Annotated in this window: 32 protein-coding genes; 7 read left to right on the top strand and 25 right to left on the bottom strand. The window is 59.9% G+C overall.

Annotated features, from left to right (window positions below):
* Window positions 1-242: 242 nt before the first annotated feature.
* Entirely contained in the window at window positions 243-599 is a 357-nt protein-coding gene (locus OX462_RS21590; RefSeq protein WP_070313731.1) for a TfoX/Sxy family protein, read from the bottom strand.
* Between the two features lie 98 nt (window positions 600-697).
* Between OX462_RS21590 and OX462_RS21585 the strand changes: the two genes are divergently transcribed.
* Both OX462_RS21585 and OX462_RS21580 read left to right on the top strand, forming a co-directional pair.
* Complete coding sequence (locus OX462_RS21585) at window positions 698-931, top strand: hypothetical protein (protein ID WP_070313732.1); 234 nt, start codon at window positions 698-700, stop codon at window positions 929-931.
* Window positions 928-1,389: a MepB family protein gene (locus OX462_RS21580; protein WP_070313733.1), complete on the top strand. Its 462-nt coding sequence runs from the start codon at window positions 928-930 to the stop codon at window positions 1,387-1,389. Before OX462_RS21585 ends, OX462_RS21580 begins: the two co-directional genes overlap by 4 nt.
* A 29-nt stretch (window positions 1,390-1,418) precedes the next feature.
* On the opposite strand, the gene OX462_RS21575 is transcribed toward OX462_RS21580, so the two are convergent.
* The gene (locus OX462_RS21575; protein WP_070313734.1) at window positions 1,419-2,978 is read right to left on the bottom strand and encodes a recombinase family protein; all 1,560 of its coding nucleotides are present in this window, start codon (window positions 2,976-2,978) and stop codon (window positions 1,419-1,421) included.
* Between the two features lie 109 nt (window positions 2,979-3,087).
* Here OX462_RS21575 and OX462_RS21570 point away from each other — a divergent pair, with 109 nt between their 5' ends.
* Together OX462_RS21570 and OX462_RS21565 are read left to right on the top strand one after the other, a co-directional pair.
* Window positions 3,088-3,300, top strand: coding sequence for a hypothetical protein (locus OX462_RS21570; RefSeq protein WP_141750100.1), 213 nt, complete (start codon window positions 3,088-3,090; stop codon window positions 3,298-3,300).
* 172 nt (window positions 3,301-3,472) lie between these two features.
* Window positions 3,473-4,480 carry a 2-hydroxyacid dehydrogenase gene (locus OX462_RS21565; protein ID WP_070313735.1) on the top strand — a complete coding sequence of 336 codons (1,008 nt, stop codon included), beginning with the start codon at window positions 3,473-3,475 and terminating at the stop codon, window positions 4,478-4,480.
* 102 nt (window positions 4,481-4,582) lie between these two features.
* Here the strand turns inward: OX462_RS21565 and OX462_RS21560 are convergent, their stop codons facing one another.
* The 10 genes from OX462_RS21560 to OX462_RS21515 all read right to left on the bottom strand — a co-directional run bounded on the left by OX462_RS21560 (window position 4,583) and on the right by OX462_RS21515 (window position 10,137).
* On the bottom strand, window positions 4,583-5,728 hold the full coding sequence (locus OX462_RS21560; RefSeq protein WP_070313736.1) for an Arm DNA-binding domain-containing protein: 1,146 nt from the start codon (window positions 5,726-5,728) through the stop codon (window positions 4,583-4,585).
* A gap of 306 nt (window positions 5,729-6,034) precedes the next feature.
* On the bottom strand, window positions 6,035-6,274 hold the full coding sequence (locus OX462_RS21555; RefSeq protein ID WP_070313737.1) for a hypothetical protein: 240 nt from the start codon (window positions 6,272-6,274) through the stop codon (window positions 6,035-6,037).
* A complete protein-coding gene (locus OX462_RS21550; protein ID WP_162995576.1) occupies window positions 6,268-6,420 on the bottom strand; it encodes a hypothetical protein in 153 nt (50 codons plus the stop codon). Before OX462_RS21550 ends, OX462_RS21555 begins: the two co-directional genes overlap by 7 nt.
* The gene (locus OX462_RS21545; protein WP_121668700.1) at window positions 6,417-8,255 is read right to left on the bottom strand and encodes a replication endonuclease; all 1,839 of its coding nucleotides are present in this window, start codon (window positions 8,253-8,255) and stop codon (window positions 6,417-6,419) included. Before OX462_RS21545 ends, OX462_RS21550 begins: the two co-directional genes overlap by 4 nt.
* A complete protein-coding gene (locus OX462_RS21540) occupies window positions 8,245-8,598 on the bottom strand; it encodes a hypothetical protein (protein ID WP_121668701.1) in 354 nt (117 codons plus the stop codon). Before OX462_RS21540 ends, OX462_RS21545 begins: the two co-directional genes overlap by 11 nt.
* Window positions 8,599-8,699: 101 nt before the next feature.
* Entirely contained in the window at window positions 8,700-9,101 is a 402-nt protein-coding gene (locus OX462_RS21535; RefSeq protein WP_121668702.1) for a hypothetical protein, read from the bottom strand.
* 122 nt (window positions 9,102-9,223) lie between these two features.
* Window positions 9,224-9,487 (bottom strand): Ogr/Delta-like zinc finger protein, encoded by a 264-nt coding sequence (locus tag OX462_RS21530; RefSeq protein WP_121668703.1) that lies wholly within the window; start codon window positions 9,485-9,487, stop codon window positions 9,224-9,226.
* Window positions 9,484-9,672: a hypothetical protein gene (locus tag OX462_RS21525; RefSeq protein WP_121668704.1), complete on the bottom strand. Its 189-nt coding sequence runs from the start codon at window positions 9,670-9,672 to the stop codon at window positions 9,484-9,486. The genes OX462_RS21530 and OX462_RS21525 overlap by 4 nt, the downstream gene beginning before the upstream one ends.
* Before the next feature lie 47 nt (window positions 9,673-9,719).
* Window positions 9,720-9,923 carry a hypothetical protein gene (locus OX462_RS21520; RefSeq protein ID WP_121668705.1) on the bottom strand — a complete coding sequence of 68 codons (204 nt, stop codon included), beginning with the start codon at window positions 9,921-9,923 and terminating at the stop codon, window positions 9,720-9,722.
* A 10-nt stretch (window positions 9,924-9,933) separates the two neighbouring features.
* A complete protein-coding gene (locus OX462_RS21515) occupies window positions 9,934-10,137 on the bottom strand; it encodes a hypothetical protein (RefSeq protein ID WP_162995577.1) in 204 nt (67 codons plus the stop codon).
* An 81-nt stretch (window positions 10,138-10,218) separates the two neighbouring features.
* Between OX462_RS21515 and OX462_RS21510 the strand changes: the two genes are divergently transcribed.
* The 3 genes from OX462_RS21510 (at window position 10,219) to OX462_RS21500 (ending at window position 11,812) form a co-directional block, all read left to right on the top strand.
* Complete coding sequence (locus OX462_RS21510) at window positions 10,219-10,662, top strand: helix-turn-helix domain-containing protein (protein ID WP_121668706.1); 444 nt, start codon at window positions 10,219-10,221, stop codon at window positions 10,660-10,662.
* On the top strand, window positions 10,659-11,066 hold the full coding sequence (locus OX462_RS21505; protein ID WP_121668707.1) for a hypothetical protein: 408 nt from the start codon (window positions 10,659-10,661) through the stop codon (window positions 11,064-11,066). The genes OX462_RS21510 and OX462_RS21505 overlap by 4 nt, the downstream gene beginning before the upstream one ends.
* 65 nt (window positions 11,067-11,131) lie before the next feature.
* A complete protein-coding gene (locus tag OX462_RS21500) occupies window positions 11,132-11,812 on the top strand; it encodes a hypothetical protein (RefSeq protein ID WP_162995578.1) in 681 nt (226 codons plus the stop codon).
* A 19-nt stretch (window positions 11,813-11,831) separates the two neighbouring features.
* Here OX462_RS21500 and OX462_RS21495 read toward each other — a convergent pair whose 3' ends face one another.
* From OX462_RS21495 to OX462_RS21435, 13 genes are all read right to left on the bottom strand, one after another.
* Window positions 11,832-13,076: a phage late control D family tail protein gene (locus OX462_RS21495; protein ID WP_121668708.1), complete on the bottom strand. Its 1,245-nt coding sequence runs from the start codon at window positions 13,074-13,076 to the stop codon at window positions 11,832-11,834.
* A complete protein-coding gene (locus OX462_RS21490; RefSeq protein WP_121668709.1) occupies window positions 13,073-13,681 on the bottom strand; it encodes a phage tail protein in 609 nt (202 codons plus the stop codon). The genes OX462_RS21495 and OX462_RS21490 overlap by 4 nt, the downstream gene beginning before the upstream one ends.
* Before the next feature lie 14 nt (window positions 13,682-13,695).
* The gene (locus OX462_RS21485; RefSeq protein WP_162995579.1) at window positions 13,696-16,599 is read right to left on the bottom strand and encodes a phage tail tape measure protein; all 2,904 of its coding nucleotides are present in this window, start codon (window positions 16,597-16,599) and stop codon (window positions 13,696-13,698) included.
* Entirely contained in the window at window positions 16,600-16,713 is a 114-nt protein-coding gene (locus tag OX462_RS21480; RefSeq protein WP_071650284.1) for a GpE family phage tail protein, read from the bottom strand.
* An 8-nt stretch (window positions 16,714-16,721) separates the two neighbouring features.
* Window positions 16,722-17,030, bottom strand: coding sequence for a phage tail assembly protein (locus OX462_RS21475; RefSeq protein WP_121668711.1), 309 nt, complete (start codon window positions 17,028-17,030; stop codon window positions 16,722-16,724).
* 40 nt (window positions 17,031-17,070) lie between these two features.
* Window positions 17,071-17,580, bottom strand: a complete 510-nt coding sequence (locus OX462_RS21470) for a phage major tail tube protein (RefSeq protein ID WP_121668712.1) — start codon at window positions 17,578-17,580, stop codon at window positions 17,071-17,073.
* 68 nt (window positions 17,581-17,648) lie between these two features.
* Complete coding sequence (locus OX462_RS21465; protein WP_121668713.1) at window positions 17,649-18,824, bottom strand: phage tail sheath protein; 1,176 nt, start codon at window positions 18,822-18,824, stop codon at window positions 17,649-17,651.
* A 37-nt stretch (window positions 18,825-18,861) separates the two neighbouring features.
* A complete protein-coding gene (locus OX462_RS21460) occupies window positions 18,862-19,344 on the bottom strand; it encodes a hypothetical protein (protein ID WP_121668714.1) in 483 nt (160 codons plus the stop codon).
* Window positions 19,345-19,346: 2 nt separating this feature from the next.
* Window positions 19,347-20,906 (bottom strand): phage tail protein, encoded by a 1,560-nt coding sequence (locus OX462_RS21455; protein WP_121668715.1) that lies wholly within the window; start codon window positions 20,904-20,906, stop codon window positions 19,347-19,349.
* A complete protein-coding gene (locus OX462_RS21450; RefSeq protein ID WP_205602330.1) occupies window positions 20,903-21,523 on the bottom strand; it encodes a phage tail protein I in 621 nt (206 codons plus the stop codon). The genes OX462_RS21455 and OX462_RS21450 overlap by 4 nt, the downstream gene beginning before the upstream one ends.
* Entirely contained in the window at window positions 21,516-22,427 is a 912-nt protein-coding gene (locus OX462_RS21445; protein ID WP_121668716.1) for a baseplate assembly protein, read from the bottom strand. Before OX462_RS21445 ends, OX462_RS21450 begins: the two co-directional genes overlap by 8 nt.
* Window positions 22,424-22,768, bottom strand: coding sequence for a GPW/gp25 family protein (locus OX462_RS21440; RefSeq protein WP_121668717.1), 345 nt, complete (start codon window positions 22,766-22,768; stop codon window positions 22,424-22,426). Before OX462_RS21440 ends, OX462_RS21445 begins: the two co-directional genes overlap by 4 nt.
* Window positions 22,765-23,436, bottom strand: coding sequence for a phage baseplate assembly protein V (locus OX462_RS21435; RefSeq protein ID WP_240453551.1), 672 nt, complete (start codon window positions 23,434-23,436; stop codon window positions 22,765-22,767). The genes OX462_RS21440 and OX462_RS21435 overlap by 4 nt, the downstream gene beginning before the upstream one ends.
* Window positions 23,437-23,539: the final 103 nt, after the last annotated feature.

Here is a 23,539-nt window from a genome sequence, read left to right as displayed (position 1 = left end):
CCCCGCACAACCCCCGCGCCCGTACCGGACGCGGATGCGCTGCCCGCGCTCTGCATGCATGGAATAAATAAAAAGGGCCTCCCCGCCAAAACGGGGAAGCCCTTTTATTTATTCAGTGGTGGAGACGGCGGGAATCGAACCTACCGTAAACTTAGATTTCTTAGGCATCTGGAAGGTTTTGCTGGCAAAATGCAGACAATCAACCCGCAACGGCAGCTATCGGCCAAAAGCGGACATTGACGCTAACGAGACTCTAACTTTGGCTTTGGCTGAGATTTGGGTTTTGGTAGTGGCAGTTCCGCCGTGGTGCGCTGTGCAAGCTGTACTAGCCATTCTCGTTCATCCCATAGTTCACCGCTGATTAAATAGTACGGCTTGGCCTGCGGGTAGGGAGGCGCCTCCTGCAGGGTGCCGAGTTTGCTGATCCAAGCCCGGCCAGCCTCCGTTGGCTTGATGAAAAGACGGTCGTCTGCGACGATGGCGAACATCTTGCCATCGCAATACACACCGTACTCGCCAAACATCTTTTTCGCGCTGAGGCTACCCGCGCCCGCCATCTGGTCAAGCAGAAAATCCACCGTACCTTGTTGTGATGCCATGTTGTCCTCCGTTTGAAAGAACAGTGTAGCGCACTGGCCAGGAGCGGCCGGCGCGGCTACACTATGGTCATTAATTTTTTTGCATGAAATATTTTCCCATGACACGCGAGCATATTACTCACCGCGGCATCTGCATCGCCACCCTGGCCGCCGGCCAGTCCGTCGAAACTCATTGCGCACCTGGCCACACGGCCATCCGCGAACAGGCCGACGGCTGGTGGCTGTATTTTGTCGATGAAGACGGCAAGGTCGACGGCTACGACAGCCCGTTCGCCAGCCACGCCGAAGCGCTTTGGGCGGCCAAGGCCGCAGCCGAGTTCAGCACGCAATGAAGGTCAGCCCCTGGGCCTTCCTGGGCTTGCCGAAAGCGCCCGTGCCGGAAGCTGAAAGTGCGGAGTACGGTGCCTGCCGCGCCGAACTGGAGGGCAAGCGCCTAGTCTTGCGCGTAGCGAAAACCACGCCGACGAAAACCGGCCAGTTCGTCACCGTCTGGAAGCGCCCCCATCCCGACGCCGAGATCGCTCCGCTGGACGAAGCGGACCCCGTTGATGTCGTCATCATCGCCGTCAGCAACGGCGCGCGGCACGGCTTTTTTATCTTTTCTCGCGCCGTGCTAATCGAGCACGGCGTGATGTCGCGCACCGGCCAGGGCGGCAAGCGCGCGCTGCGCGTGTATCCACCCTGGTGCGCGCCAGAATCGGTGCAGGCGCAGCGCACGCAGCGCTGGCAGGCAGTATGGTTTGTGGACGTTGGTGATCAGCTAAGCCTCATTCGTATCCTCGAAACTTAATGCCGTACGCGAAGTTTCCTAGCAGTTGTTCAGCGAGTAGTTTTATGCCCAGCTCCAAACATCGCATCAAGGGAGGCATGCTTGTACTGACTTAACGTGGACATGTTTGCTTCTGTCAATGTAATTTGCACCTTCAAGAAGTCTGCCTTTGGAAATAGGTAGTATGAATCTGCCTTCTGGTTTTGAAGATCAAGAAGTACTGCGAGCACGAAGTCACACCTTGACTCTTCATCCATGCGCACGCGCCAGCGGGGGAGGGCCGTTTTCTCATAAAGACAACGCGCGATAGCTATTTTTAGTAATGTTTCCCCATTCAGCAAAAAGGTATTTCGGGACGGGCCTTTCTCCAAACCGACGCCCGCACCGATTATCAATGCCTTGATTTGCTCATGCGTAGCTGCCCGAACATTGCTGATAACCGCGCGCGTGGCTATAAACTTGCAAATGTTGGTCGGGGGAAGCCCTGCGAGGGCGTAGGCCTCTAACATGGTGCCAAAGTAGTAAGCGAACATCTGCGCGCCGGGAAGTGTATCGTCCTGATCTATTAGCGTGGTTGTCACCTTCCCATGTTTTTCATGTAACTTGCGCAGCATTGCCAAGAGTTCTTCTTTTGGAATCGGAGCGAGGCGATGTTTGCGCTCTTGCTGCGCTTTACGAAAAAGGGCCACCGGGATAAGGGGAGGGAAGGCACCGATCCTTTGTATCCACATGGATGCAGGATTCTCGACGTGATACTTTCGGAGCTTGAAAGAGGCTCTGTTGTAGATGATGTTGCCGATGTACTTTTCGTTTGTAAGCACATCACGAACGCAGTCACGAGTCCAAGCGCGGCCGCATTCGCGAGGTGCCTCCATTGCATTTAACAAGAAAGCAATTTCGCTTTCACTTAGCCTTTCCAGTACGTACCAGTCGTACACTCCTCGAAGAATCTCAAGCTCCTCATTTGGTCCAGGAACTAGTATTACGCGGTCTGTAGGATGGCTCTTCCTTTCTCCGTATTCCAGTGCCGGCTTGGCCTTGCCACTTACACTGATAGGTATTCGGCGCAATCCAAATCCCGCTCTGCCACCTTGCTTAAATCCCATTTCTACAAAACGGCACTGAGCTGCAAACACCTTGGTTGAAAGTTCTCTGCTGTACTCGGCGGCCATGGCGCGCTTTACGCTCTTAATTATGGACGAGACCGAAGATCCATTGTTCTCGAAGTCTTCTGCACAATAGACAATGGCGACTCCTGCGCGGCGGCATATGTATTCGTAGTAGGCGCTTTCGTCCAAGTCCTGGAACCTTCCCCAGCGGCTTATATCATAGGCAAGTATCGACTGAAATGGTGCTACGCCACTTTGCACGTCTTCTATCAGGCTTCGTAAGCCTGGGCGAGAGGAAAAATCGAGCCCGCTCCTACCCTCGTCGGTGTATGTTTTGATAATGTCTATGCCATGGCGTTCTGCGTACTCCGAAATGCAATGAAGCTGATGTGAAACAGAATGATTTTGATTGTCTGTAGACATCCGGACGTATACCGCAGCTGTCGGCTTTGCAATTTTTTCCTTCGCCTTTGGAACGTGTATGGCTGCTTTGCGTCGCATGCTATTCCCTATGGACGGTGCCAAGTGCGGCGAGCTTTTTGCACTTGCTTGATGCGGATCAACACCTGGCCCTTCACCTGTCGCATTCTACTGAAACGGGGAGGGTGCTATGTTTGATAATGCCACTGAAAAAACGTTACGACTGATTGCTGCCGGGGTGTATCTGAAACGAATACATGGCCTGGAGTTCGCGGTTCTTGTGCTGATAGATGCCGGGCTTTGTGAAGGTATTGCAAGAGCTGCCCTGCAAGAAGACCGGGCTTACTTAGGTAGGGACTTGACGTTGAAAAACTGCCTGAGTGACGGCATACATCCAGAATGATCTGCATCCTATTGCAGTGTCGCACGATTCGGGTAACCCTTTCCTTTTTCTCTGGCCGGCAGTCCTCGTCGTTAGGTACCCAATTGCGTGGCCATACAGTTTGGAAAGGAGTAATCTTCTGTGTAGCCATTTTTAATAATTACAAATTGCGTTCGCGCAAAGGATCTTTAAGATGAAAATCGCTGTATTCAGCTCCCAACCATATGATCGCCGTTTTCTCAATGAGAAAGCAGATCAACGCGATACTCAAGATGCCGTGGAGATGCGTTTTCACACTGAATCCTTGTCCCTGCAGTCGGTGGCTCTTGCACAAGGATGCAAGGCAATCTGCGTGTTTGTAAACGATGTGCTTGACGCCGACGTGCTGCATGCTCTTGCTCACATTGGTGTGCGCGCGATCTTGTTGCGTTGCGCAGGTTTCAATAATCTCGACACGGAAGCCGCAAGGCATTTGGACTTTTTCGTCGCGCGCGTACCCGCATATTCTCCGGAGGCAGTGGCTGAGCATGCTTTAGCACTCACTCTTACATTGAATCGCCGAACTCACCGCGCATATGCGCGGGTACGCGAAGGCAATTTTGCACTTGACGGTCTCCTTGGGAGCAATCTGCATGGGAAGACCGTTGGCGTCATCGGTACAGGAAAAATTGGCTTGGCGACAGCCAAGATTTTTAATGGCTTTGGCTGCCGTTTACTGGGATTTGATCCCTATCCGTCTCCAGAGTTTGAGGCCATTGGTGAGATGGTCGCATTGTCTGACCTTCTTGCCGAATCGGACCTGGTCTCACTGCACTGTCCACTCACTCTTGATACCCATCACTTGATAAACGCAGATACGCTGGATCTAATGAAAGAGGGGGCCATGTTGATCAATACGTCGCGTGGCGCTCTCATCGATACGCAGGCAGTAATCGATGCGCTAAAGTCGCGCCAATTGGGGGCTTTGGCGATTGACGTGTACGAACAAGAAAGCAATCTCTTCTTCGAAGATCGCTCCGACGACATCATTACGGATGATGTTTTCCAGCGCCTAATGACGTTCCCAAACGTTCTTGTTACCGGACATCAAGGTTTCTTTACTATTGAAGCCATGCGTGAGATTGCATCGACAACATTTGAAAACTTGTCGGCATATCAGCTTGGTGCCGAATGCTCAAATCTCGTGCCTGGAACATATTAATGACTGTTACCTGGTCTGTGTTTTCCGTCCGCTTTGGGGCGTTTCCCGCCCCTCAGTCAGGATAGGCAATGTTGAATGACAGGCAGCCGATAGTCTTAATCCTTAAAGACCGAACACAATTTCCGCTTTTGATCCGGCCGTCTGATCTGCATCCGGCATCCACCGTCCGTACACCCGCGCAATCATTGTCCAGTCCGCATGCCCCATCTGCTTTGCAACCCACATAGGGTGCTCCCCTGCTGACAGCATCATGCTGGCGTAGGTGTGCCGCGTCTGATAAGGGTTGCGATACCGCACGCCAGCGTTTTGCAGAATGCCGGTCCATAGTGTCTTGCGGATCGGCTGGTCACCCTCCCAGCGCCGCTCCAGGCGTGGATTTTGAAAGACTTCCTCGCCCTTGGCCCAAGTGAAGGCCTTTTGTTCCTGCAACGCGTGCATGGCGCGTTCCAGCAGCTTGACTTCGCGGCGGCCGGCGTTCGTTTTCGTGCTTTCTGCCACTTTGGAATGCTGGGTGAGGGCTCGCGTTACCATCACCACACCACGCACGAAGTCCACATCGGCCCAATCCAGGGCCACCAGTTCGGACGTGCGCAGGCCGGTCCAGAAGGCAAACTGCAACAGGTTACGTCCTTGGCCGGTTGCCTGAGCAAGAATCGCTGCCTGTTCCTCCTTCGTGAACGGGTCGATATCGTCCTTCGACTGCGGCCCCTCGACCTTGGAATAGCACCAGCGCGCCAGAGGGTTCACCTCGATCAACTCGTCCTCTATCGCGTCGTCCAGTGCCTTGCGCAGCACGCTCTGGATATTGGCCATGGTCTTGTTGGTCGCGCTCATGGGCTCCAGCTTCGCCCGCACGTCCTTCTTGCGCAGCGCCGACAGCATGATGGTGCCGAACCAGGGGATCAGCTGGCCAACGACGATCTTGCGATAGCCGTTGTATGTGCTGGCCTTGAGGTGTTTTTTTTGCCTGTCGAGCCACTTATCCAGAAACGCCTCGATGGTCTGCACGTCACCGACCTGGTCGGCAAACTTGGCGGCATTGGACGATTGCGGAAAGGTGGCCGTGTAGTCAAAGCTGTTGGTGGCAATCGCGTGCAGGATCGCCGCTCGATGGTTCTCTGCCCGTTTCAGGTTAGCGGAAGTGGGCTTGAGCGCGATCCTTTCCCGGCACCTGGTGCCGCGATACATGAAGGTGATTTCGATGCTGCTTTCCGATGCAGCTTTAACACCTCGCCCGTCTCTACCCATGATTCATACCCTTTCACGTCAATTAAAATTCGATTGTCTGGCGCTTTGATCCAGACGGCGTCCTTCGGCCAGATCCCGTCCCGGATCTTTGTTCTGATCGCGTCGGGCGTGTAACCCGACTCGGTGGAGAACTTCGGTATGGTCATGTAGCGAAGCATTTCTTTTTCCTATTCTTGGAATCGGTTTGTACCGCCAAAGCAAACGCTTCAGCCTCCGTGTATTGCGGCACCTCAGCGCCTGGCTTGCGGTAATCTCGCAGTCGACAAAATTCCTTGTAATCCGCTTCCTCGGCCGGGGAGGGCGCTGTCATGCTGGACACCCGATAGGCGCGGTTGCTTTCTTGACCGCCTCGATGGCGCCCAGCGGCACGGCCCGGAACATGCCCGGCCACTGGTGGTCCAACTCGACCCACGCATGCAGCTCGCCATTGCCCACGTCGCGGCGCAGGTCGTTGACGGTGCCGACCTGGTAGCCTTCATCGGTATCGAATGTCACGCTGTCGCCCAGGGCGATTTGCCGCGGCGAATCGGTCAGGGTGGTCAGCATTGCGGTGCTCCTTTCAGTTTGGCGGTAACGCCGCACACGCCGTAGCGGTCGATGGCGGCGTCGATCACGTCGCCGCTGGATGCGGCAATCTCAAAAAAATCAAAACGTTCGGTTTGCGTGCGAACGATCACGGCATAAGTGCTCATGTGCCATTTCCTTCTTGTGGTGGGTTGTCGGGGACGATCAGCCGGGGCCACGGGCAGGCGTTGACGGCCGCCCAGGCGGCAATCAGGGCTGTTTTTGCCTCGTCGGGCAGGTCAGGTATGGGCGCCCCTGGCGGCGTGGCCGGGGCAGGGCGGTCGGGGTGCGTACAGTTATTTACACGAGTCCGAGGAACGGCAACCCCAACAGCCACCCCGCGAGCGCCTGTGGCCTGTACGGGCGTCCACGTATGGCGCACGGACTTGAAGACCACCCCGATCAGGTCGCTGCAGCGCACGCCGTAGGGCGTAGTGCGCAGCGTTTCGCCGTAGCGGCCGATGACGGTCTTTTCGTCCTTGGCCAGCGTGACGACCAATTCCTTGCGCGGCACCAGGGCGCCGCCTTGGGCGCGCAGGTATTCGGCCCAGCAGGCGCGCTTTTCGCCGTCGATCTTTTGTACGGCGTCCCAGGCGCGGCGCATGGCGGCCGGCGCTTCGTTGAGCATGCTCTCCTCGATGCGGCGCAGTTCGCGCCATACGGTCACGGGCGCGCCGCCCCATTGCTGGAATTGACGGATGCCCCAGCACGCGGCCCAGGACTCGACGCGCGCCGATGGCGTCAGCTCGACATCGCCTTCGGTATCGGCCGTGACGACGTAGCCTTCTTTCGTCTTGTGCTCGGCCACGCCATCGATGTTCTTGGCCACGTACTTGGCGATGTAGCCGGCGGCGCTGCCCTTGGCCCAGTCGATGCGCTTCACGTCCAGGCGGCGCGCGAAGGCACCCGGTTCGCCACGGTCCACGCGCCAGGCGTAGCGCCTCATGATGCGGATGGCGCGGCCGGCCACGTCCTGCAGGTGGGTCGTCTTGTATTTCGCGGTCGGGCGCACGAACAGCAGCAGATGCCAATGTGGACAGCCATCGTGGTGCGGCTCGGCGATGCGAAAGCCGTACAGGCCGATGCCCCGGCGCGCCAGCGCGGAGCGGCACAGCGACGTCATCTTGCCCAGGTAGGCATTCGCCTCGCGCGGCGTGGAGCCGTCGAACTTGTCGTTCGGCTTGCCGCTGTGCTGCATGGCGTGGAAGCGCGATGGACACGTCCAGGTGATGAATATGCCCTGGTCGCCGCATTCGCGGGCGATCTGCTCAAAGCCGTTGATGCGCAGCATCAGCTCGCCGCGCCGTATGGCCTTGTTGGCCGTGGTTTTCTCGGCCAGCTCGGCGATGCTAAATTGCTGGCCGTGCTCGTTCTGCACCAGCGTGGCGGCCAGCGCTGCCGCGTTACGGCGGTTTTGCGCCAGGCGCGACAGCACGGCGTCGTTGCTGGCGTAGGGTTCGCCGCTGTACTTCACATAGCCCAGGCGGATATTGCCCGCTTCAAAGGCGCGCTTAACGCGCTTGCGCAGTTGGCGGCGCCACCAGCGGGCGTCCACCAGTCGGGCGATGGTGTCGGTCATCGTGTCGAACTCGGGCAGCTCGATGCCATACGAGGCACATTCGTCTTCCATGATCTGCAGGGCGTGCGTGTCGGACACGGCCATCCACAGCATTTTGGTCACGCCGGCCGCCGCGCGTTCGGCGGTGGCCACGATGTCCGCATCGCTTTGCGACAGGTCGACGCCGGCCGGCACGTACTGCTCGGCGAATTCGCGCACAAAGCTGGTGGCGATGGACTCATAAATTTTGTACCAGGACGACCAAGCCATTTTGGCCATGGCTGCGTTGATGACGCGGTTGCGCCACTTGAACGGGATGCGGGCCAGCTCGGGCGCGAACTGGGTGGAGCGCAAAAAGGCTTCGTGACGCTGCGGGGTAGGTAGCAGGATTTGTTTAGATTGCATTTAACAGTCTTTCGTACACACGGATAGCGGCCGAGGTGGCGGCGCGCAGCTCGATGCGCTCTTCCTCGGTAAATGAGTGGATGGGCGATTCCCAGCGGTCGGCGTCCAGCCCGGCGGCAATCAACACGGAACGGCGCGCGCCACGTGGCGACAATCCCCAGGCCTGGGCGATGAAGGGCGCCAGGTTGCGCGGCTTGATGCTGCGCAGTTGGGCCTTGGCTTCGGCGATGGCGGCCAGCGCATGCCCGGCGCCCGGTGGCGTCGGCATGTCCTTGTCGCGCGCGGCCAGAATCTCGGCGACAGGCTGGAAGGACAGGTGATTGTCGATAAGGGACGCCGGCATGGTTCAGTCCTTGATGAAGCCAATGGCCCGCAGCACGCCGGGGGCAATGACGATCAGGAGTGACAGCAACCAGATTCCGCAGGTTTTGGCCAAGCGCAGCATCAGCGTGCCCCTGCCTTGAGAAAATGTTCTGCCCAGTACGGGAGCGTGTGCGATGCGCCGCAGCAGTGGCGGGAACCCGCTTCAGTGGCAAAAATGTAGTTCACCTCGATGGGCAGCTTGCCGACCAGGGCGCGTTGCTTGGCTGGCGCGAAAAAGCCGTCACGCTCCAGTGCCTGCCCATCGCTGACGATGAAGGTCAAATTGGCAGCGCCGTAGGCGTGATAGGTCTTGGCGATCTCATGGATGTGGGCGGTCAGCGCCGCGATGCCGATGCCCGCGCTGGCTTGCAGCAGAAAACACGTTGGCGCCACGGGGACAATGCAATTTTGCAAGGCGGGGCGGATCGTGCTTGGTGCCATGGATTGGTCGGCATGACGGGTGGCGTGCAGCGTGTTTTCCATCGGTTTTCCTTATTTCAGGTTGAACGAATCCCGCACGCTCAAAACGGAGCGCTGCAGGGCACAGCAAAAGAGGGGGAAGTTACGGCGGCCGGGCTACGGCGGCGCGAGGATCGGGATAGTCATCAGCAGCCCGCAGTCAGGTCGAGGGCCAGCTGGCTGGTGGCTGCCGCGCGCGCATGCTGGGACATCGGGATGCGGATATCCGGCTTGGGCATGGCGGACAGCGAGAGGGTGCGCAGCACTTCCAGGCCTGCCACGAAAGAGTGCCCGCAGTCGGGGTTCTGGCACATGTAGGTGATTTCCTTGAACATGACGGACATCGTGCGGCTTTTGACGGCGCGGACGGTGTATTCGCAATGCGGGCAGGGCAGGCCGATGACTCTCATTTCAGCTTTCTTTCCACTTGATACAGGGCGCGACCGCGACCTGTCATGTTTTTCAACTGCTTGCGCAAGCGCGACTTGATGAGCCATTCCGCAGCCTGTTCGATATCGGCCAGTCCTTGGCGCTGGCGCACGATCTCCAGCAGCGCGCGCTCGTCGTCATTGAGATTAATTTGGTGATCTGGCATGTGGGTAGCTTTGCAGTTGCTTAAAAGTTACTATTCAGCGTCTCGGATTAAGCATTGCGAAGCTGTACGCTATCGATGTTGGCGTCATCTGCGGCAACAACGGCCAAGGCTTCACGCATGACAATCTGGCGCACCAGCACCGCAAGAGCTTCGCCTTGGTAATCGGCGAGCGAGGAAACAAGCTGGTGTTCGTAATCGTCCAGGCGCAACATGACGCGGTGGTTGCGGATACGTTTTGCATCGGGGTACATGGCGTCGTCCTTAGTGGGTGATTTGGGAAGCGATTTCGCGCTTGTAATCGGCGAGGCCGCGCAAGATCAGGAAGCGCAAAAACCAAGCGCGGGATCGTTCTTGCTGCGCGGCAAAGTCTTCGACCTCCAGCACTTCATCAGGCGCCAAGCGGACACCTAAAGGCTGAGAAGTGACGCCCTTGGTAGTGCGCCCTATTTTGGATACGTTTTTCATAATGTTATGATGTGTAATCGCTACAGGATGGCGTAACTATAGTGTACGAATGTACACCTGTCAATGAGATTTAGTGAAAATATGAGCACCATCGGCGAAGCATTGAAGGCGGAGCGCCTCCGCTTGGGCATGAATCAAGAAGATTTTGGCGCTGCAGGTGGCGTGAAAAAACGTACTCAAATATCGTACGAACAGGATGAGCGGTCTCCAGACGCCGTTTATCTACGGGCTATTTCCGCTATTGGTGTTGATGTCCAATTCATCCTTACTGGCGATCAGGCAGCGGCCTCGTTGACAGACGACGAAAAGGAATTGCTGTCGGGTTATCGTGGTTTAGATATTCGCGGCAAGGCGGGTGTATTAGGGATGATAGACGGTATGACCGCAGCTCCTGCGACCAAGCCGGCGCAGCAAAAGGCGGATACAGCCACCCCCACTGTAATTTTCCACGGCAAAGTCGGCCAGCAAGTAACTGGTGATGTGACGGGGAAGCAGACATTCAACGTGGGCACAAAGAGAAAATGAAGGCCATTTTAATATCGTTGCTCTTGGCCGCATTGCCAATTTCATCTGCTTACGCAAACGAGTCCACCTCCGATGCAAAAAAAATCAAATTGGCCTTAGTCCGCATTCCGGTGACGGATAAAGACCTCGGCTATAAAGACCTTAGTGTGCGTCTCCCGAAAGTTGGCATGGCCGTGGAGTTCGTGAAGATAACGAAGGTCGCTAAAGGCGAGGACGAACCGCCGCACATCCTTGCCGGGGATGAAATTATAGACATTTTCCTAAGTGAGCCGAATCAGATTGTGAAAGCCATTTGCCCAATCAGCGGCGGCCAGGCTTCGTATGTCATACGTGGCAAGAAAATCATTCCGCAGACGCGCACGGCTTACTGGCTGATGACCAACAAATGCGATTACAAAGGCTAGACCGACTGAGCATCCTTAGTCGATGAACGTAGATTAGTTTTGGTTGTGGAAAGTAAAGTTAGCAGATGTCTGAAAAATTTGAATTCAAGCGCGAAGTAGGGCAAGCGGTTATTGGAAACGTGAATGAGGCGCCGCGCTTGAGCAACGTAGTCACGCTACATGTCGGCGACAAGGAAAAAGAAGTTGAGCTGATTACCTCCTATCAGCGTTCAAACATCAAATTGCTGGTGGACAGGCTTGCCAGCCTAATTGGCGTTGAGGATGTAAAGATATATCGAGGACTGATTACCGATTACGGCCTCCAAAGATTTAAAGAATTGCCTAGGAATAAGTATCAAGAAGTGAAAACTACTCTAGAGCAAAGAATTGAAGAGGCCGGAAAGCCCCTTGTTGATGCTCCGACCTCTACCGTCAAATCCCCCCAAGCTATAGCTCACCATGCGCACACTGCGCTCCCCTGCATCGCATGTGCTGAAAAAACGATGAGCTTTATACGCCTGCAACGCACCGCTCGCTTGCAACTTGCGGCCCTGATTGCATGCCTGATTGCTTGTGGCTGGCTACTTTACAAAGTTCAAGCACCTGTAGGTCATGATGTTAATCAGGCAAAAGACGGGAAATGCTACATTGCCGGAAAGGCTTACACCGCCGGGCATATTGAGCGATCACGCGGCAAAGCGATGGAATGTGTCGGTGCTGTAGGTGATATGCCAGCAATGTGGCTGGACGCAAATCGAGGACAATAAGCCAGCGCGGAACCAGCTCCTATTGAGCGCTGGCCACGTCCTCTTTATTTTCACGAATGATTTCTCGTACTTCCTCAATATGCTTCCACGCATGCAGCGCCGCCCGCTTCGCTGCCTGCTTGCTCTTGTAGGTATGCTCCAGCGTTTTGAGCGTGCCAGCGGCGCCAGCCTGTTCCTGCCCCGCTTTTTTCTTCTTCGCCGCCACATCCTTCCACTTCGCCACCACGCCCGTGATGCCTTCGTCCGGGTCTTTCTCTTCCTCGCGCTCGGCCTCGACCGCTTCCGTTTTCGTTTCAAACTCCACTCGCGTGGTAAAGCCGTTGCCGCCCAGGCTGTGCGTGACCTTGACCGATAGCCATTCGGTGGCGTCGATCTCAGGCTTGAAGCCTGTCACCGTCACGGGCGATTGCGGGAACACTGCCGGGTTGCCCAGGGCCAGGCTCATTTCGAAGGTGGCCAGGCCGCGCAGGATGCGCTGCCATTCGGCCACGGCCGCCGCGCGCGCGTCGGTTTCGTTGGCGAAGGTGGTGCGCAGGCGCTTGCTGTTGCCCGGCACGCCGGCTACGACGCTGCGGCGGCGCGCATAGCGCTCGTCGTGCCAGAAGGCGCGCACGCCCGTGTAGGCGTCGCTTTCGGCGCTGTGGTAGCGGTGGCCGTCGCCCAGGGCGCGCGTGATGGGGATGACGGGCAGCGCCTTGCCGCTGGCCGTGCGGCTCTGGTTGATGGGGATGAAGAGCAGGATGTCATTCTTGACGGTGGCCACCGCGTCGTATTTTCTGCCCAGCCGGCGCAGGAAGGCCGCATCGCTTTCGTGGGTCTGGTCGATGTGCTCGACGGCGGTATCGCGCAGGCGCGCCGACACGCCCGACGCCAGCTCGTTGCGAAAGGCAATTGCCTCGATGATCGCGCCCAGGGTGGTCTTGTGAAAGCTGTGTTCCTGCTGCTGTTTAAAGGTGTCGATCAGGTTGGCCGACCGCGCGCGTAGGGTGATGGTGTCGGGCGCGCCGCTGTGTTCCACCTCGTCCACGGTGAACTTGCCCATATCCACCAGACCGGCGGCTTGCCAGCCCAGCGCCAGGGCGATCTGCGCGCCGCGCGGCGGCAGGGCCAGCTTGCCGTCGCTGTCGTCGAGCGAGATATCGAGCTGGTCGCTCTCGTCGCCACGGCACAGGGTCAAGGTCAGATTAATCAGCCGCGGCGAGACGATGGCGGTCAAATCCTTGTCCTCGATGCTGACCTTGAAGGCGGGGATATGCTCGCTCATTTGAACTTGTCCGCCGCGCTGCCGATGGCGCCGCTGATGCTGCCGCCGATCTTGTCTTTCATCTCGCTGACCACGCCACCGTATTTCGACGTGATGCCGCCGACGACATTGCCGACCACGCTGCCCACGGCATTCCTGGCCGCGCCGGCGATGCTGCTGGTCATGCCGTCGATGCTGAGCATGTTTTTCAGGTCGCCGATGTCGCCCAGGCCAAGCATGGCCAGCACGCCGTCGTCGTCGCGCTTGAGCGCAATGGAGAACTCAACGCGGCGCGCGCCACCGCTGCCGTCGAGGACGCTGCGGCCCTCGGTCATGCTGGTGATGCGATACGAGCCGAGAATGCGGCCCGTGCCCTGGATCAGAATCCACGATTTACCCGTGTCGGCCATCATGCGCAGCGCATCGAGCGAATACAGGGAGCCGGTCAGTTCCGGCGCCACCCAGCCCGACAGGGTGATGGTGTCGTCACCTGGCCCCACGTACTGGTGCGCGTCGCGCAGGCCCACGCGCGCCGTGCTGGCGTGCTTCCATTCCGTTTGCCGCTGCAGCTCGTGATAGGCCAGCGTCGGCAGGCTGAACACGAACATTCCTAAAATCATCATCATGGTGTGCTTCTTTCTTAATCGTGGTCGCGCAAGGACGAGCGGATGCGCGCCGCCTTTTCGCGGTCGCGCTGATCGAGCGCCACGCTCACCGCGCGCGCAATGGCCTGGGGATCGGTGCCGGCCTGCACGTTGAAAGTGATTTCGATCTTGTCGCCCTGGATGGTCATGCCGGCGCCGAACCCGCCTTGTGCCAGCGGCGCGCGCGTGTCGAAGGCGCTGGCGGGCAGGGCGGTTGCCGCGCCGATGGCAATGCCGGCACCCAGTTGCGTCAGGCGCTGCGCCAGGCCCGAAACCTTGGCAATCGGCGCGCCCTCGCTGCGGTCCAGGCCCACGGCCAGGCCCTGCATGGTGTAGTCGCCGAGCTGGGCAAACACGCGGCTCGGGCTGTGGATGCCCAGCTTTTCCTTGAACCAGGCAATGGTGCTGGAACCGGCATTGCTGATGGCGTCCTTGACGGCGCCCATGGAACCCGTGATGCCGTTGACCAGGCCGCGCAGGATGTTGGCGCCGAATTCGGTGAACTGGGCCGGCAGCTTGATGCCGAACCAGCTCATGACGCCCGCGAACGCCTGGTAAAACACGCCGACCGGTGACCAGTTGATAATCAGGGCGCTGATACCCGTCAGGCCACCGGCACACGTCGCCTTGAGCTGCGACCACACGCCGACAAAGAACGTCTTGACCGGCTCCCAGCATTGATAGATGACGTTCAAACTGCTGGTGATGCCGCTGGCCATGCTGCGCAGCAGGCCGCTGCCGAAGTCGCTGAACCTGGCCGGCAGCGCAATGCCGAACCAGCCCAGCACGCCCGCGAAGGCGCGATAGAACAGGCCCAGCGGCGACCAGTCTGCGATCAGGTTATTGATGCCGACGAAGCCGCCGGCAAACGCCGCCTTGACGTCTGACCACAGGCCGCCAAAGAAAGCCTTGATCGGCTCCCAGTATTTGTAGATCAGGAAGGCGGCGCCGGCGATGACCGTGATGGCGATGCCAATCGGGGTCAGCGTCAGGACACGGCCCAGCCACAGTACGGCGCGGCCCGCCCACATGAAGGCGCCGCCCAGGCCGCGCAGGATGGGCGTGAGCACGCCGCCCGTCACGCCCATTTTGGCAAACATGACATGCAGCATGGCATACGGGCCGATCATGGCGGCAATGCCCAGCATCAGCGGCCCCAGCACCAGCAGCAGGCCGGCCAGTACGGCAAAGGCGGTAATCATGACCTTGGCCACGGTCGGGTTGCGTTCCATGAAGCCGTTCAGGCGCGTGACGGCGGAAATCGCCATTTCCAGCCCCTGCGCGTACAGCGGCAGGATTTTTTCGCCCATAGTCAGTTTCAAGTTGGCCAGCTTGGACTGCGCTTCCAGTTCCTTGCCGGCGGCCGAGTTGCGGCCCAGCTTGTCCAGCTGATCGATGTTCGCCGCGCCACGGTTCAGCTTTTCATTCTTGTGGATCTGCACGCGCTGCAAATACATTTGCGAATGCAAGTTCGACGCGGTGCGGTTGGAAAAGATGCTACCGATGGCATCGAGCACTTGTTTCTTTTCCGTGATGCCCTTCTTGGCCAATTGCGGCAACAGCACTTTTTCCATCCATTCGAACTGGTTTTCGCGGAACAGCTCGGAACCCAGCAGCGCACCAGGATCGAGAAAGGAAATTTGCCCGGCCTTGTCGTGCTTGACCTTGCTTTTGTCGCCGATCAGGCCAAACTCTTCCAGCTTTTTGGCCGAGCGTTTCGTGGTACGGCCCTGGTACAAGTTCTGGTAGGCGCTCATCAGGGACGTGCCGACGCGGTTGCCGCCCATTTCCTGCACCAGCGGCTCCATCTGGTAGTAAAACGCATCGTCCTTCAAACCCTTGGCAGCGAGGCCGCCCGTCTTGATCATGTTCAGCCATTCATTCGGCCCGACGCGCCCGCCTGTGGCGGTAATCACTTTCTGCACGATATTGGCCTGGGCTTCGAACTTTTCCTTGCTCTCCAGGCCGCCGCGCAGTTCGATCACCTTGAGCATGTCCATGAACTTGCGTTCGTTGTCGGCGCCCTCGGCCTCGCCGAAGAAGGCATGATTGGCAAACTTCATCTTCGCCAAGGTAGGGGCGACCATTTCCGCGTGGTGCACGTCGGCAAAGGCGCTCATGCCGTCGCGCATCAACTGCAGGTTGTCGAGCTGGCTGGTGCCGTAGGTCTTCATGTTGCGCGCGAAGGCGACGGCCTCGGCTGACACTTTATCGCCCAGGCCCAGGGCATTGACCCTGCCCACTTCCGTTTGATAGTGCTTGGCCTCGTTCAGCCCCTTGACGACGGGCGCGCCGATGACGGCGCCCGTGGCGGTCGCGCCGGCGCCGGCCATGGCCAGGTTGCCCGCCTTGTTGCGCAGCTTGTCGGCATGCTGGGTGGCGTTGGTGACGCGCTGCTGCTTGTCGGCTGACGCGGCCAGACGCTTTTGTTGCGAAGCCAATTCAACGTTCGTCAACTGGATACTGTTCTTAAGCCATTCCTGGGCCTTGCCCAGTTGGCGCGTGTCAATGCCGGCTTCCTTGAGGCTGGTACGCAGGACGCGGAATTGCTGGCTTTGTTCGCGGCCTTTCAGCGTCAATGCCTGCGTGACTTTGACTGCTGCGTTAAATTCGCGCGTCAGGGCGCGCGTGGGCGTCGTGGTCTGCTTCATTTTCGCAGCAAGATCATTCAGTTTGTCTTGCGCTTCCTTGAGCTTGGTACGCGTCGCATTGATACCGCTATGCAGTTCGCGGAATTTCCCCAGGTTTCTCTGCTGGGTGTTCAGTTCGCGCAAGCGGTCACTGGTGGCCTTCAACGCTTTGGCCGTATCGCTCGAGCCGCCCATGATTTTTTTCAGCGGGCCGGTAATCTTGTCCAGTGCCGCAAATACCACTTGTAATTTCAGATCCCGACCAGCCATCTATTCCGCTCCGCTTCGCTGCCGGGCGCGCTCGCGCCAGGCCATCAGTTCATCAATGGTAAAACCGTCCATCGCTGCCGGCGTCCAGTGGAAGACGCCGGCAATGTCGGCCATGGCGTCCTCTACTTCGCCGGGGATACCGAAAGGCGATCTGCTTTGCTCGCCAAAAAACCGGCAACCTCGGCGCCCACGGCCAGCAGGTCGGCCGGGTCCATGTTGGCGATGTCGTGCGCGGTCAAGGTCGGCTCGGTGATGCGCGGCAGCACGATCTGCAAGGCCGACACGTTCAGGTTGGCCAGCTCGATCAGGGAAATGCCGCGCAAGGCGCCCGCCTTGGGTTTGCGCACGGTCAGCGAGTTGATGAAGGTATCGCCGCGCTTGATCGGGTCGTCCAGTTCGATGACGGCGCTGTTTTGGGTATCGTTGTGCATGGTGTTGTCCTTGTAGGGTGGTGGTGAATAGAAAAGGGGATTACAGGCCGATGGCCTTGCGGATGGCCGCATTGGTGTCGCCGCCGCCAAAGTTCTCGGTGCCGCTCATGAAGTCCAGTTCGATGACGGTGGCGCCGTCGATCATCAGCTTGTAATAGCTGCAAGCCATGGTGTATTTGTGCGTGGTGTCGTCGCCCATCTTGGCGCCGCCCATGTCGATTTCCTTGTAGCGGCCGCGCACGACGACCTCGACGGCGGCGACCGTGCCCTCATCGTCTTCCTGATAGGCGCCGGCAAAGCGCAGTTGCACGGCGCCGTGCGTGTGCGCGCCGTACTGTTTCAGGGCTTCGGCGATCAGGCCGCCGCCGCTCCATTCCAGCGACAGCGCCTCGTTGCCGAAGTCCACGGACACGGGGCCGCTCATGCCGCCGGCGCGGTACTCTTCCATTTTGCGGCTGAGCTTGGGCAAGGTGACTTCCGGCACCATGCCCATGAAGGAGACGCCGTTCTGGAACAAGTTAAAATTTTTCAGTTTGCGGGGCAGGCCCATGGTGTTCTCCAGTTATTCAATGCGCCCGCGCTGGCGCGGGCAGGGTGGTGATGGCGGCGCCAGTACGACTATGCGGCGATGCGCGAGGCGAAGTCGGCCAGGTAGCGGTCGGTAATGCGTTGCTGGAATTTCAGGTTTTCCAGCGGCGGCACGGGCGTGTAGTCGTAGTCGATGGCCAGCTTGCCGTCTTTCAGCGCCGTCTTGTCGTTGTATTGCTCGTCATACCAGGCGTGGCCGTCGATGATGTAGCCCTGCAATTTCAGGTCGCGGAACTTGGCGTTGATGCTCTCCAGCAGGTCGCGCACCAGGGACGGATGCAGGGGCACATCGACATAGGCGAAGTGCGTTTCGGCGATGGTGTCGGCCAGCACCTGGGCCGTGCGCGTGTAGCTTTCGAAATAGAAGAAGCCGCCCGGCGCCTCGCAGGTGCGCGAACCCCAGAAGCGGTAACCGCCCATGTTAATCAGGGTGGTCACTTCCTTGGCGTTGAGCACGCCGGCATCGGTGGCCGGGTCTTGCAGGTCGAAAAATACGTCCTTGGTGATGCCGGTCGGGCCGTTGACGACTACGTTGGACAGGGTCTTGTGCCAGCCCGTTTCCTCGTCGATCTTGGCGCGCAGACCCATGGCGAAGGCGACAGCCGAGATGCTGGCCTCGGCGTCCGTGGCCGTATCCCAGTTCACAAAATCCGGCCAGATCACCATTACTTCGCGCTGGCCGAACTGGCCGCGATAGGTGGTGGCCGCCGTGACGGAGGCGCAGCCATAGGCCGACGCATACACGAAGCCGCGCAGGCGCTGTGCCACGCTGACCAGGGCGTTGGTGACGGCCTGGGTATCCAGGCCCGGCGCGCCGAGGATGCGCGGTTTCACGCCCAACTTGCTTTGCGCGGCCAGCAGCGCCTGGGCGCCCAGGTACTTGCCGTCCGGTGACACGCCGCCCACGGCGTTGGTGGTGGTTTCCGCTTCCGTCTCGCCTTCGGCCACGCGCACCACGACGGTCAAGGGTTTGGTTTGTGCGGCGATGGCTTCCAGCGCGCGATACAGGGTGCCGGTCTTGCCGGCCTTGCCCATGGCGGCCAGCACGTTGGTGACGAGCACTGGCGTGTCGAGCGGGAAAACGGCCGGGTCGGCATCGTCGGCCGTGGCGATCAGGCCCAGCACAGCCGTGGACACGGTGCGGATGGGGCGCGAACCCTCGTTGATTTCAATGACGCGCACGCCATGGTGGTAGTCGGTGGGCATTGCTGGCTCTCCTGGTAGGTAGTGAATGTCGGGGGTGTTACTGGGTGTTGCCTGCATCATCGAAGGCGCGCCGGGCCTCTTGCGGCAAGGCGTCGGCGATGCGCTGGAATTCGGCGCTGACGGCCGCCTGCAGGGCGTCCACATCCTGTGCGGCGACGACCGTCGCGCAGATGGTGATGTCGAGCAGGCAGGTGCGCGCCGTGGCGATGGCTTGCGCGATTGCCGCGTCGCCGCTGGCCATGGCGGCAAAGCCGATACCGGCCAGGCGGTTGAGAATCCCGTCACGGCGCGCGCGAACGGTATCGAGGTAGAAGGCGCACACTTGGCCATAGGGAATGGCAGGGGCCGGCGTGATGCGCAGCGCCCCTTTGACAAACTTGAACGATCCGCCGGATGCACGGGCGGTATGGGCGGCCAGGTGGTCAGCCTCGGATACCTCAAACACATCGGACGGGATGTCCTGGTACTCGATGTTGACGGGGTAAAAAAAACCTGTGCTCGGTGAATATCTGACGGCCATGATTAGTTTCCAATCGCAAAATAGGATGGGGTGATGCCGCCCGACAGCGTTGTCCCGTTGTAGGTGAACAGGCGGCAGCCCGTTTTGGTTTGCATGCCGGCATTGATATTGCTGGGCGCACTGGCCCCGGCGCCGGCTTGCCCGTCATATCCCCCAAAGACGCGAAAACACTTGTTCGGAAACGGAATGGGAAAGATCACATCGGCGTAGCCGGTGGCCTGTGTCGTTGTGCCGGTGCCCCACTGGAAAATGAAGTCGCCGGAAATTTGCTTGAAGCCGTTCGAAAACAACATGGCCGCAAAGTCGGCATTGCGCCACAGCTCGGCGGTCGAGTCGATGACTTGCCAGACGTTTGTCCCGGTCGCCATGAGGGTGAGAAATTGTCCCGCCTTGATCGTGATGCTCGGCACGCTGCCAACATCAAATCCAATGTTCACGCCTGGCGCGGCAAGGATGGTGCCGCTATTGAAAAGTCCGAAGAACTTGACGCACTTGCCGGAATTGTGGGGAATGCCAAGCGATACTGGGTCAGGAATGGTGATGGCCTTGCCCGCAGTCGGGAAGTACAGGGCGCAGCCCATATCCTCGGCGGTGAGCGAACGGCTTTCAGTGACGCCGGCATAGCGCACCATGTTTCCTTGTGCGCGCTGCACAAAGTCGGCATTGACCAGCTTGCTTGACGCGTCAAACTTCGGCAGTGTCGCCACTTCCTTCATGCTGTATTGCGGATGCGGATCTGCCGCCGCTGCGTGCTTGGCCAGTTGCTGGTCGCCATAGGCGCGTGCGCTGGTGTCCTGTTGATCGACATAGGCGACCTTGGCCAGCAGCGGGTGCGGGTCAAGAGCCGCCTGATGCTTGGCCAGTTGCTGGTCGCCATAGGCGCGTGTGCTGGTGTCTTGCTGATCGACATAGGCGACCTTGGCCAGGAGCGGGTGCGGATCGGCGGCCGCCTGGTGCTTGGCCAGTTGCTGGTCGCCATAGGCGCGTGCGCTGGCGTCCTGCTGATCGACATAAGCGACCTTTGCCAGCAGCGGGTGAGGATCAACAGCTGCCAGGTGCTTGGCCAGTTGCGCGTCGCTGTAGGCGCGCACGGTAATGTCTTGATCATCGACATATTTACGGGTGGCCAGGATGACGGACGGATCGATTTTCAGCTCGATGGCGGCCGTGCTTGCGACGATCAGCACGATGCGCACCACTTGCGTGCGCCCGCTACCCTCGGCCATCAGGGGCTTGTAGCTGGGCGGGCAGTTGGCGACCGCACACAGGTCGCCGGCCTCGTCAAAGATGCCGATCTCGCGTATCCACCAGCCGCCCACGTCCTCGGGCAAGACTTGCTCGACGATGATCTGGCTGCTGTTGGCCGGGTCGATGGTCAACTGGTTCAGGCCAGCGCGGCGCACTTCGTGGACGAGTGCCTTTTGCGTGCGCACAGGCATGGGCAGGTTGCCGTTGCCGTCGCCTACGGCAAGATTTTTCAGTTTCAGGGTTTGACCCAGGGCGATGGCGTTGGCCAGCTTGGCCTCGCCCACTTCGGTCAGGATGGCAAAGTATGTGCTCATGGATAGATGGTGAGAGTGTCGATGGTATGGGATGCGCCGCTTTGTAACAGCGTGCCGCGCACTTCGATGGTTTCCGCGATCCAGGGATACACGGTCATGCTGTCGCCGTGGTAGGCGCAAGCGCCCGCGTAGACGTTGCCACGGCTTTCCAGATAAATGGCCAGGCCCGTCATGTGACGGCTGACGGGCTTGGCGTCGGCAATCAGGCGTTCCATTTCCTGAAACATGGCATCTGTGATGCCCGAGTCCAGCACGCCGACATCGAGACGGAAAGTGCCGGGCACGCCGGGCGGTGAGGTTTGCCACCATTCGGTGATGCGGATCAAATAGCCCAGGGACTCGACCACGCGGCGCACGGCGGCAATCGTGCCCTTGTGCTTGTGGATGAAGTAGGACGCCTTGATCGTGCCGCGCTTGATCGACTCGGGCCAGGCGTCGTCCCAGCGGTCGACGGAACACGCCCACGCCAGGAATGGGAGCAAGGCAACGGGGCAGCGGTCGGCATTCCACAGGTCGCGCAGCGGCACGGGCACGTTGACCAGCTCGGCGCAGGCCACGGCAATGGCGCGTTCCAGCGCCGTGGTATTCGACGGCAGGGTGGGCACAGTCTTATTCATCGAGCACCACCACGTTCAAGTTGATGGCGGTGCAGCGTGCGGCCTGGGTGGCGTCCAGCTCGATATCGGTGGCCGGGCTGGTCAAGACGACCTTGCGCACGCCCTCGACGTGGACGGCGGCGCTGCAGGCGGAACGGTAGATGCTGTGCCCCAACGGGCGGCGTGGCTGCGACACGCGCGCGGCGTTGGCTTGCGCGGCGGCTAGCAAAATCGGCACTTCCGGGCCGACGCCGATAAACAAGGTGGCCTCGATCTGGTAATCGACGACCTGGGCGGCTTCCACGCTCAAGCGGTCGCCCAGGGGGCGCACGTCCTCGGCGTTGAGCGCGCGCGCCACGGTGGCCAGCAGTGCAGCGTCGGCGATGCCGGTGGCGTTGTTGGCCAGCACCGTGACGGTGACGTGCGCCGGCGCCGGGCTGGTGGCGCTTGCGTCTTTGATGCGGCCGTCGCTGCTGCGGGCGTGGAATTCATAGGAGGCTTTCGGGCCGGCCACGGACAGGCCGTCCGGCGCTTCCTGGATGCGCAGGCGGTAGGCGTCGTTGTCTTCCATGACGGCCGCCACAGGTGGCAGGGCGTTGGGATTGGCTGGCGTGATGGTCAGGCGCGCCACGTTGACGTTGGCGCCCAGTTGATCGAGGTCGCCATCGAGGGCAAACGCCAGCATGACGGCCTTGCCCGCCTCGTTGACGCGGTTGCGCAGGATGGTTTCCTGATATGCGTTTTCTTCCAGCAGCTTGGTGGCCGGTTCCGATTCCAGTTCCAACAGGGCCGTGACTGCCGCGCGCTCGGCTTCCGGCAGCAGGCTGACCAGATGCGTCTTGCGGCCGGCTAGGATGGCTTCGAAGTCCAGCACCTCGACTACGCTTGGCGCGGGCAATTGGGTCAGGTCGATGGGCGTGCTCATACGATGCCGCCTTGCTTGACGGGCACGGCCAAGGTGATGCCCTCGCTATTCGCCGTGCCGTCCAGCAGCAGGGTGATGGCGCCGTCCGTGTCGCGCGTGAGCTGTACGCTGGCGAGCTGCAGGCGCGGCTCCCAGCGGCGCAGGGCAAAGGCGGTGGCGGCGTAGATGCGCAACTGCGTGGCGCTATTTAAGGGCTGGTCGATCAGCTCGGGCACCTCGGAACCATAGCGGCGGCGCCGGATGCGCGAACCCATGGGCGTGGTGAGAATGTCGGTCACGGACTGGCGCAGGTGATCCAGGCCCGTCAGGCTGCGCCCGGTGGCGGCGTGCATGCCCATCATGCTTGCGGCCCGCCCGACTGGTCGCCGCCGGCCTTGACGCCGCCGTGCGGGTGCTTGGCCAGGCTGATGGCGCCGGCCAGCACGTCCTCGCTGGCTGTGACTTTGCCTTGCACGGCCATGGCCACGCCGCCAGCGGCGCCGGCCTTGGCGTTCACTCCGCCGTTCAGGGTGGTGGTGCCTTCCACAGTGGTGGACTGCATGACGATCAGGTTTTTCATGACGGTCAGGTCGCCCGTGCAGATGGTGCTGGGCGCGTTCGACGTCACCTTGTCGGCCGTGATGGTGGCGGTACCGCCAGGCAGGGTAGCCGTCAGGGCGTGGGCCGCGTGGTCATACTGCACCACGGCGCCGTCGGGGTAATGCGTGGTGTGGATGGTGTCGCTGGTTTCGGGCGCGTCAAATTCCTGCGAGTACAGTGCCGGAACGATGATGCCGCGCGTCAGGTCGCCGCCCGGGGAAAAGACGATGACCTGTTCGCCGACGGTGGGCGCTGACCAGGTGCGCGTGCTGCCCGCGCGGCGCGTGGCCCATTTCAGCCACTCGGTGGTGAGGGTTGGCCCGAGTCGCACGCGCGCCTTGGCCCCTTTGACCTCGGCAATGGTGCCCAGGCGGATCAGGTTTTGCAGCAAGCGGAGGAGGTCGGACAGGTCGGCGTTCATGCAATGCATGTTGCCGAAGTCCGCGTGCGGATGCACGCGGGGGCGGGTTGATAAGCGGATTAGTGACTTTTGCGGTTCTTCGTGGGCTTCTGCTGGCTTGTGATCAGGGGCT

Origin of the sequence: Janthinobacterium aestuarii, assembly GCF_046113285.1 — a bacterium.
Taxonomy (GTDB): Bacteria; Pseudomonadota; Gammaproteobacteria; order Burkholderiales; family Burkholderiaceae_D; genus Janthinobacterium.
The sequence above is the reverse complement of the archived record's forward strand: the minus strand, read 5'-3'. Positions and strand labels throughout refer to the sequence as shown.

Excerpts from the sequence above, each read along its gene's own strand:
- OX462_RS21545 (WP_121668700.1), bottom strand. The coding sequence starts at position 8,255 with ATGCAATCTAAACAAATCCTGCTACCTACCCCGCAGCGTCACGAAGCC.
- OX462_RS21560 (WP_070313736.1), bottom strand. The coding sequence starts at position 5,728 with ATGGGTAGAGACGGGCGAGGTGTTAAAGCTGCATCGGAAAGCAGCATC.
- OX462_RS21465 (WP_121668713.1), bottom strand. The coding sequence starts at position 18,824 with ATGCCCACCGACTACCACCATGGCGTGCGCGTCATTGAAATCAACGAG.
- OX462_RS21505 (WP_121668707.1), top strand. The coding sequence starts at position 10,659 with ATGAAGGCCATTTTAATATCGTTGCTCTTGGCCGCATTGCCAATTTCA.
- OX462_RS21525 (WP_121668704.1), bottom strand. The coding sequence starts at position 9,672 with ATGCCAGATCACCAAATTAATCTCAATGACGACGAGCGCGCGCTGCTG.
- OX462_RS21540 (WP_121668701.1), bottom strand. The coding sequence starts at position 8,598 with ATGCCGGCGTCCCTTATCGACAATCACCTGTCCTTCCAGCCTGTCGCC.
- OX462_RS21530 (WP_121668703.1), bottom strand. The coding sequence starts at position 9,487 with ATGAGAGTCATCGGCCTGCCCTGCCCGCATTGCGAATACACCGTCCGC.
- OX462_RS21475 (WP_121668711.1), bottom strand. The coding sequence starts at position 17,030 with ATGCACAACGATACCCAAAACAGCGCCGTCATCGAACTGGACGACCCG.
- OX462_RS21440 (WP_121668717.1), bottom strand. The coding sequence starts at position 22,768 with ATGATGGGCATGCACGCCGCCACCGGGCGCAGCCTGACGGGCCTGGAT.
- OX462_RS21455 (WP_121668715.1), bottom strand. The coding sequence starts at position 20,906 with ATGAGCACATACTTTGCCATCCTGACCGAAGTGGGCGAGGCCAAGCTG.
- OX462_RS21550 (WP_162995576.1), bottom strand. The coding sequence starts at position 6,420 with ATGAGCACTTATGCCGTGATCGTTCGCACGCAAACCGAACGTTTTGAT.
- OX462_RS21590 (WP_070313731.1), bottom strand. The coding sequence starts at position 599 with ATGGCATCACAACAAGGTACGGTGGATTTTCTGCTTGACCAGATGGCG.
- OX462_RS21565 (WP_070313735.1), top strand. The coding sequence starts at position 3,473 with ATGAAAATCGCTGTATTCAGCTCCCAACCATATGATCGCCGTTTTCTC.
- OX462_RS21450 (WP_205602330.1), bottom strand. The coding sequence starts at position 21,523 with ATGAATAAGACTGTGCCCACCCTGCCGTCGAATACCACGGCGCTGGAA.
- OX462_RS21500 (WP_162995578.1), top strand. The coding sequence starts at position 11,132 with ATGTCTGAAAAATTTGAATTCAAGCGCGAAGTAGGGCAAGCGGTTATT.
- OX462_RS21585 (WP_070313732.1), top strand. The coding sequence starts at position 698 with ATGACACGCGAGCATATTACTCACCGCGGCATCTGCATCGCCACCCTG.
- OX462_RS21535 (WP_121668702.1), bottom strand. The coding sequence starts at position 9,101 with ATGGAAAACACGCTGCACGCCACCCGTCATGCCGACCAATCCATGGCA.
- OX462_RS21490 (WP_121668709.1), bottom strand. The coding sequence starts at position 13,681 with ATGATGATGATTTTAGGAATGTTCGTGTTCAGCCTGCCGACGCTGGCC.
- OX462_RS21520 (WP_121668705.1), bottom strand. The coding sequence starts at position 9,923 with ATGTACCCCGATGCAAAACGTATCCGCAACCACCGCGTCATGTTGCGC.
- OX462_RS21570 (WP_141750100.1), top strand. The coding sequence starts at position 3,088 with ATGTTTGATAATGCCACTGAAAAAACGTTACGACTGATTGCTGCCGGG.
- OX462_RS21510 (WP_121668706.1), top strand. The coding sequence starts at position 10,219 with ATGAGCACCATCGGCGAAGCATTGAAGGCGGAGCGCCTCCGCTTGGGC.
- OX462_RS21555 (WP_070313737.1), bottom strand. The coding sequence starts at position 6,274 with ATGCTGACCACCCTGACCGATTCGCCGCGGCAAATCGCCCTGGGCGAC.
- OX462_RS21460 (WP_121668714.1), bottom strand. The coding sequence starts at position 19,344 with ATGGCCGTCAGATATTCACCGAGCACAGGTTTTTTTTACCCCGTCAAC.
- OX462_RS21580 (WP_070313733.1), top strand. The coding sequence starts at position 928 with ATGAAGGTCAGCCCCTGGGCCTTCCTGGGCTTGCCGAAAGCGCCCGTG.
- OX462_RS21470 (WP_121668712.1), bottom strand. The coding sequence starts at position 17,580 with ATGGGCCTGCCCCGCAAACTGAAAAATTTTAACTTGTTCCAGAACGGC.
- OX462_RS21445 (WP_121668716.1), bottom strand. The coding sequence starts at position 22,427 with ATGAGCACGCCCATCGACCTGACCCAATTGCCCGCGCCAAGCGTAGTC.
- OX462_RS21435 (WP_240453551.1), bottom strand. The coding sequence starts at position 23,436 with ATGCATTGCATGAACGCCGACCTGTCCGACCTCCTCCGCTTGCTGCAA.
- OX462_RS21575 (WP_070313734.1), bottom strand. The coding sequence starts at position 2,978 with ATGCGACGCAAAGCAGCCATACACGTTCCAAAGGCGAAGGAAAAAATT.
- OX462_RS21495 (WP_121668708.1), bottom strand. The coding sequence starts at position 13,076 with ATGAGCGAGCATATCCCCGCCTTCAAGGTCAGCATCGAGGACAAGGAT.
- OX462_RS21480 (WP_071650284.1), bottom strand. The coding sequence starts at position 16,713 with ATGGCCGACATTGCCGGCGTCTTCCACTGGACGCCGGCAGCGATGGAC.
- OX462_RS21485 (WP_162995579.1), bottom strand. The coding sequence starts at position 16,599 with ATGGCTGGTCGGGATCTGAAATTACAAGTGGTATTTGCGGCACTGGAC.
- OX462_RS21515 (WP_162995577.1), bottom strand. The coding sequence starts at position 10,137 with ATGAAAAACGTATCCAAAATAGGGCGCACTACCAAGGGCGTCACTTCT.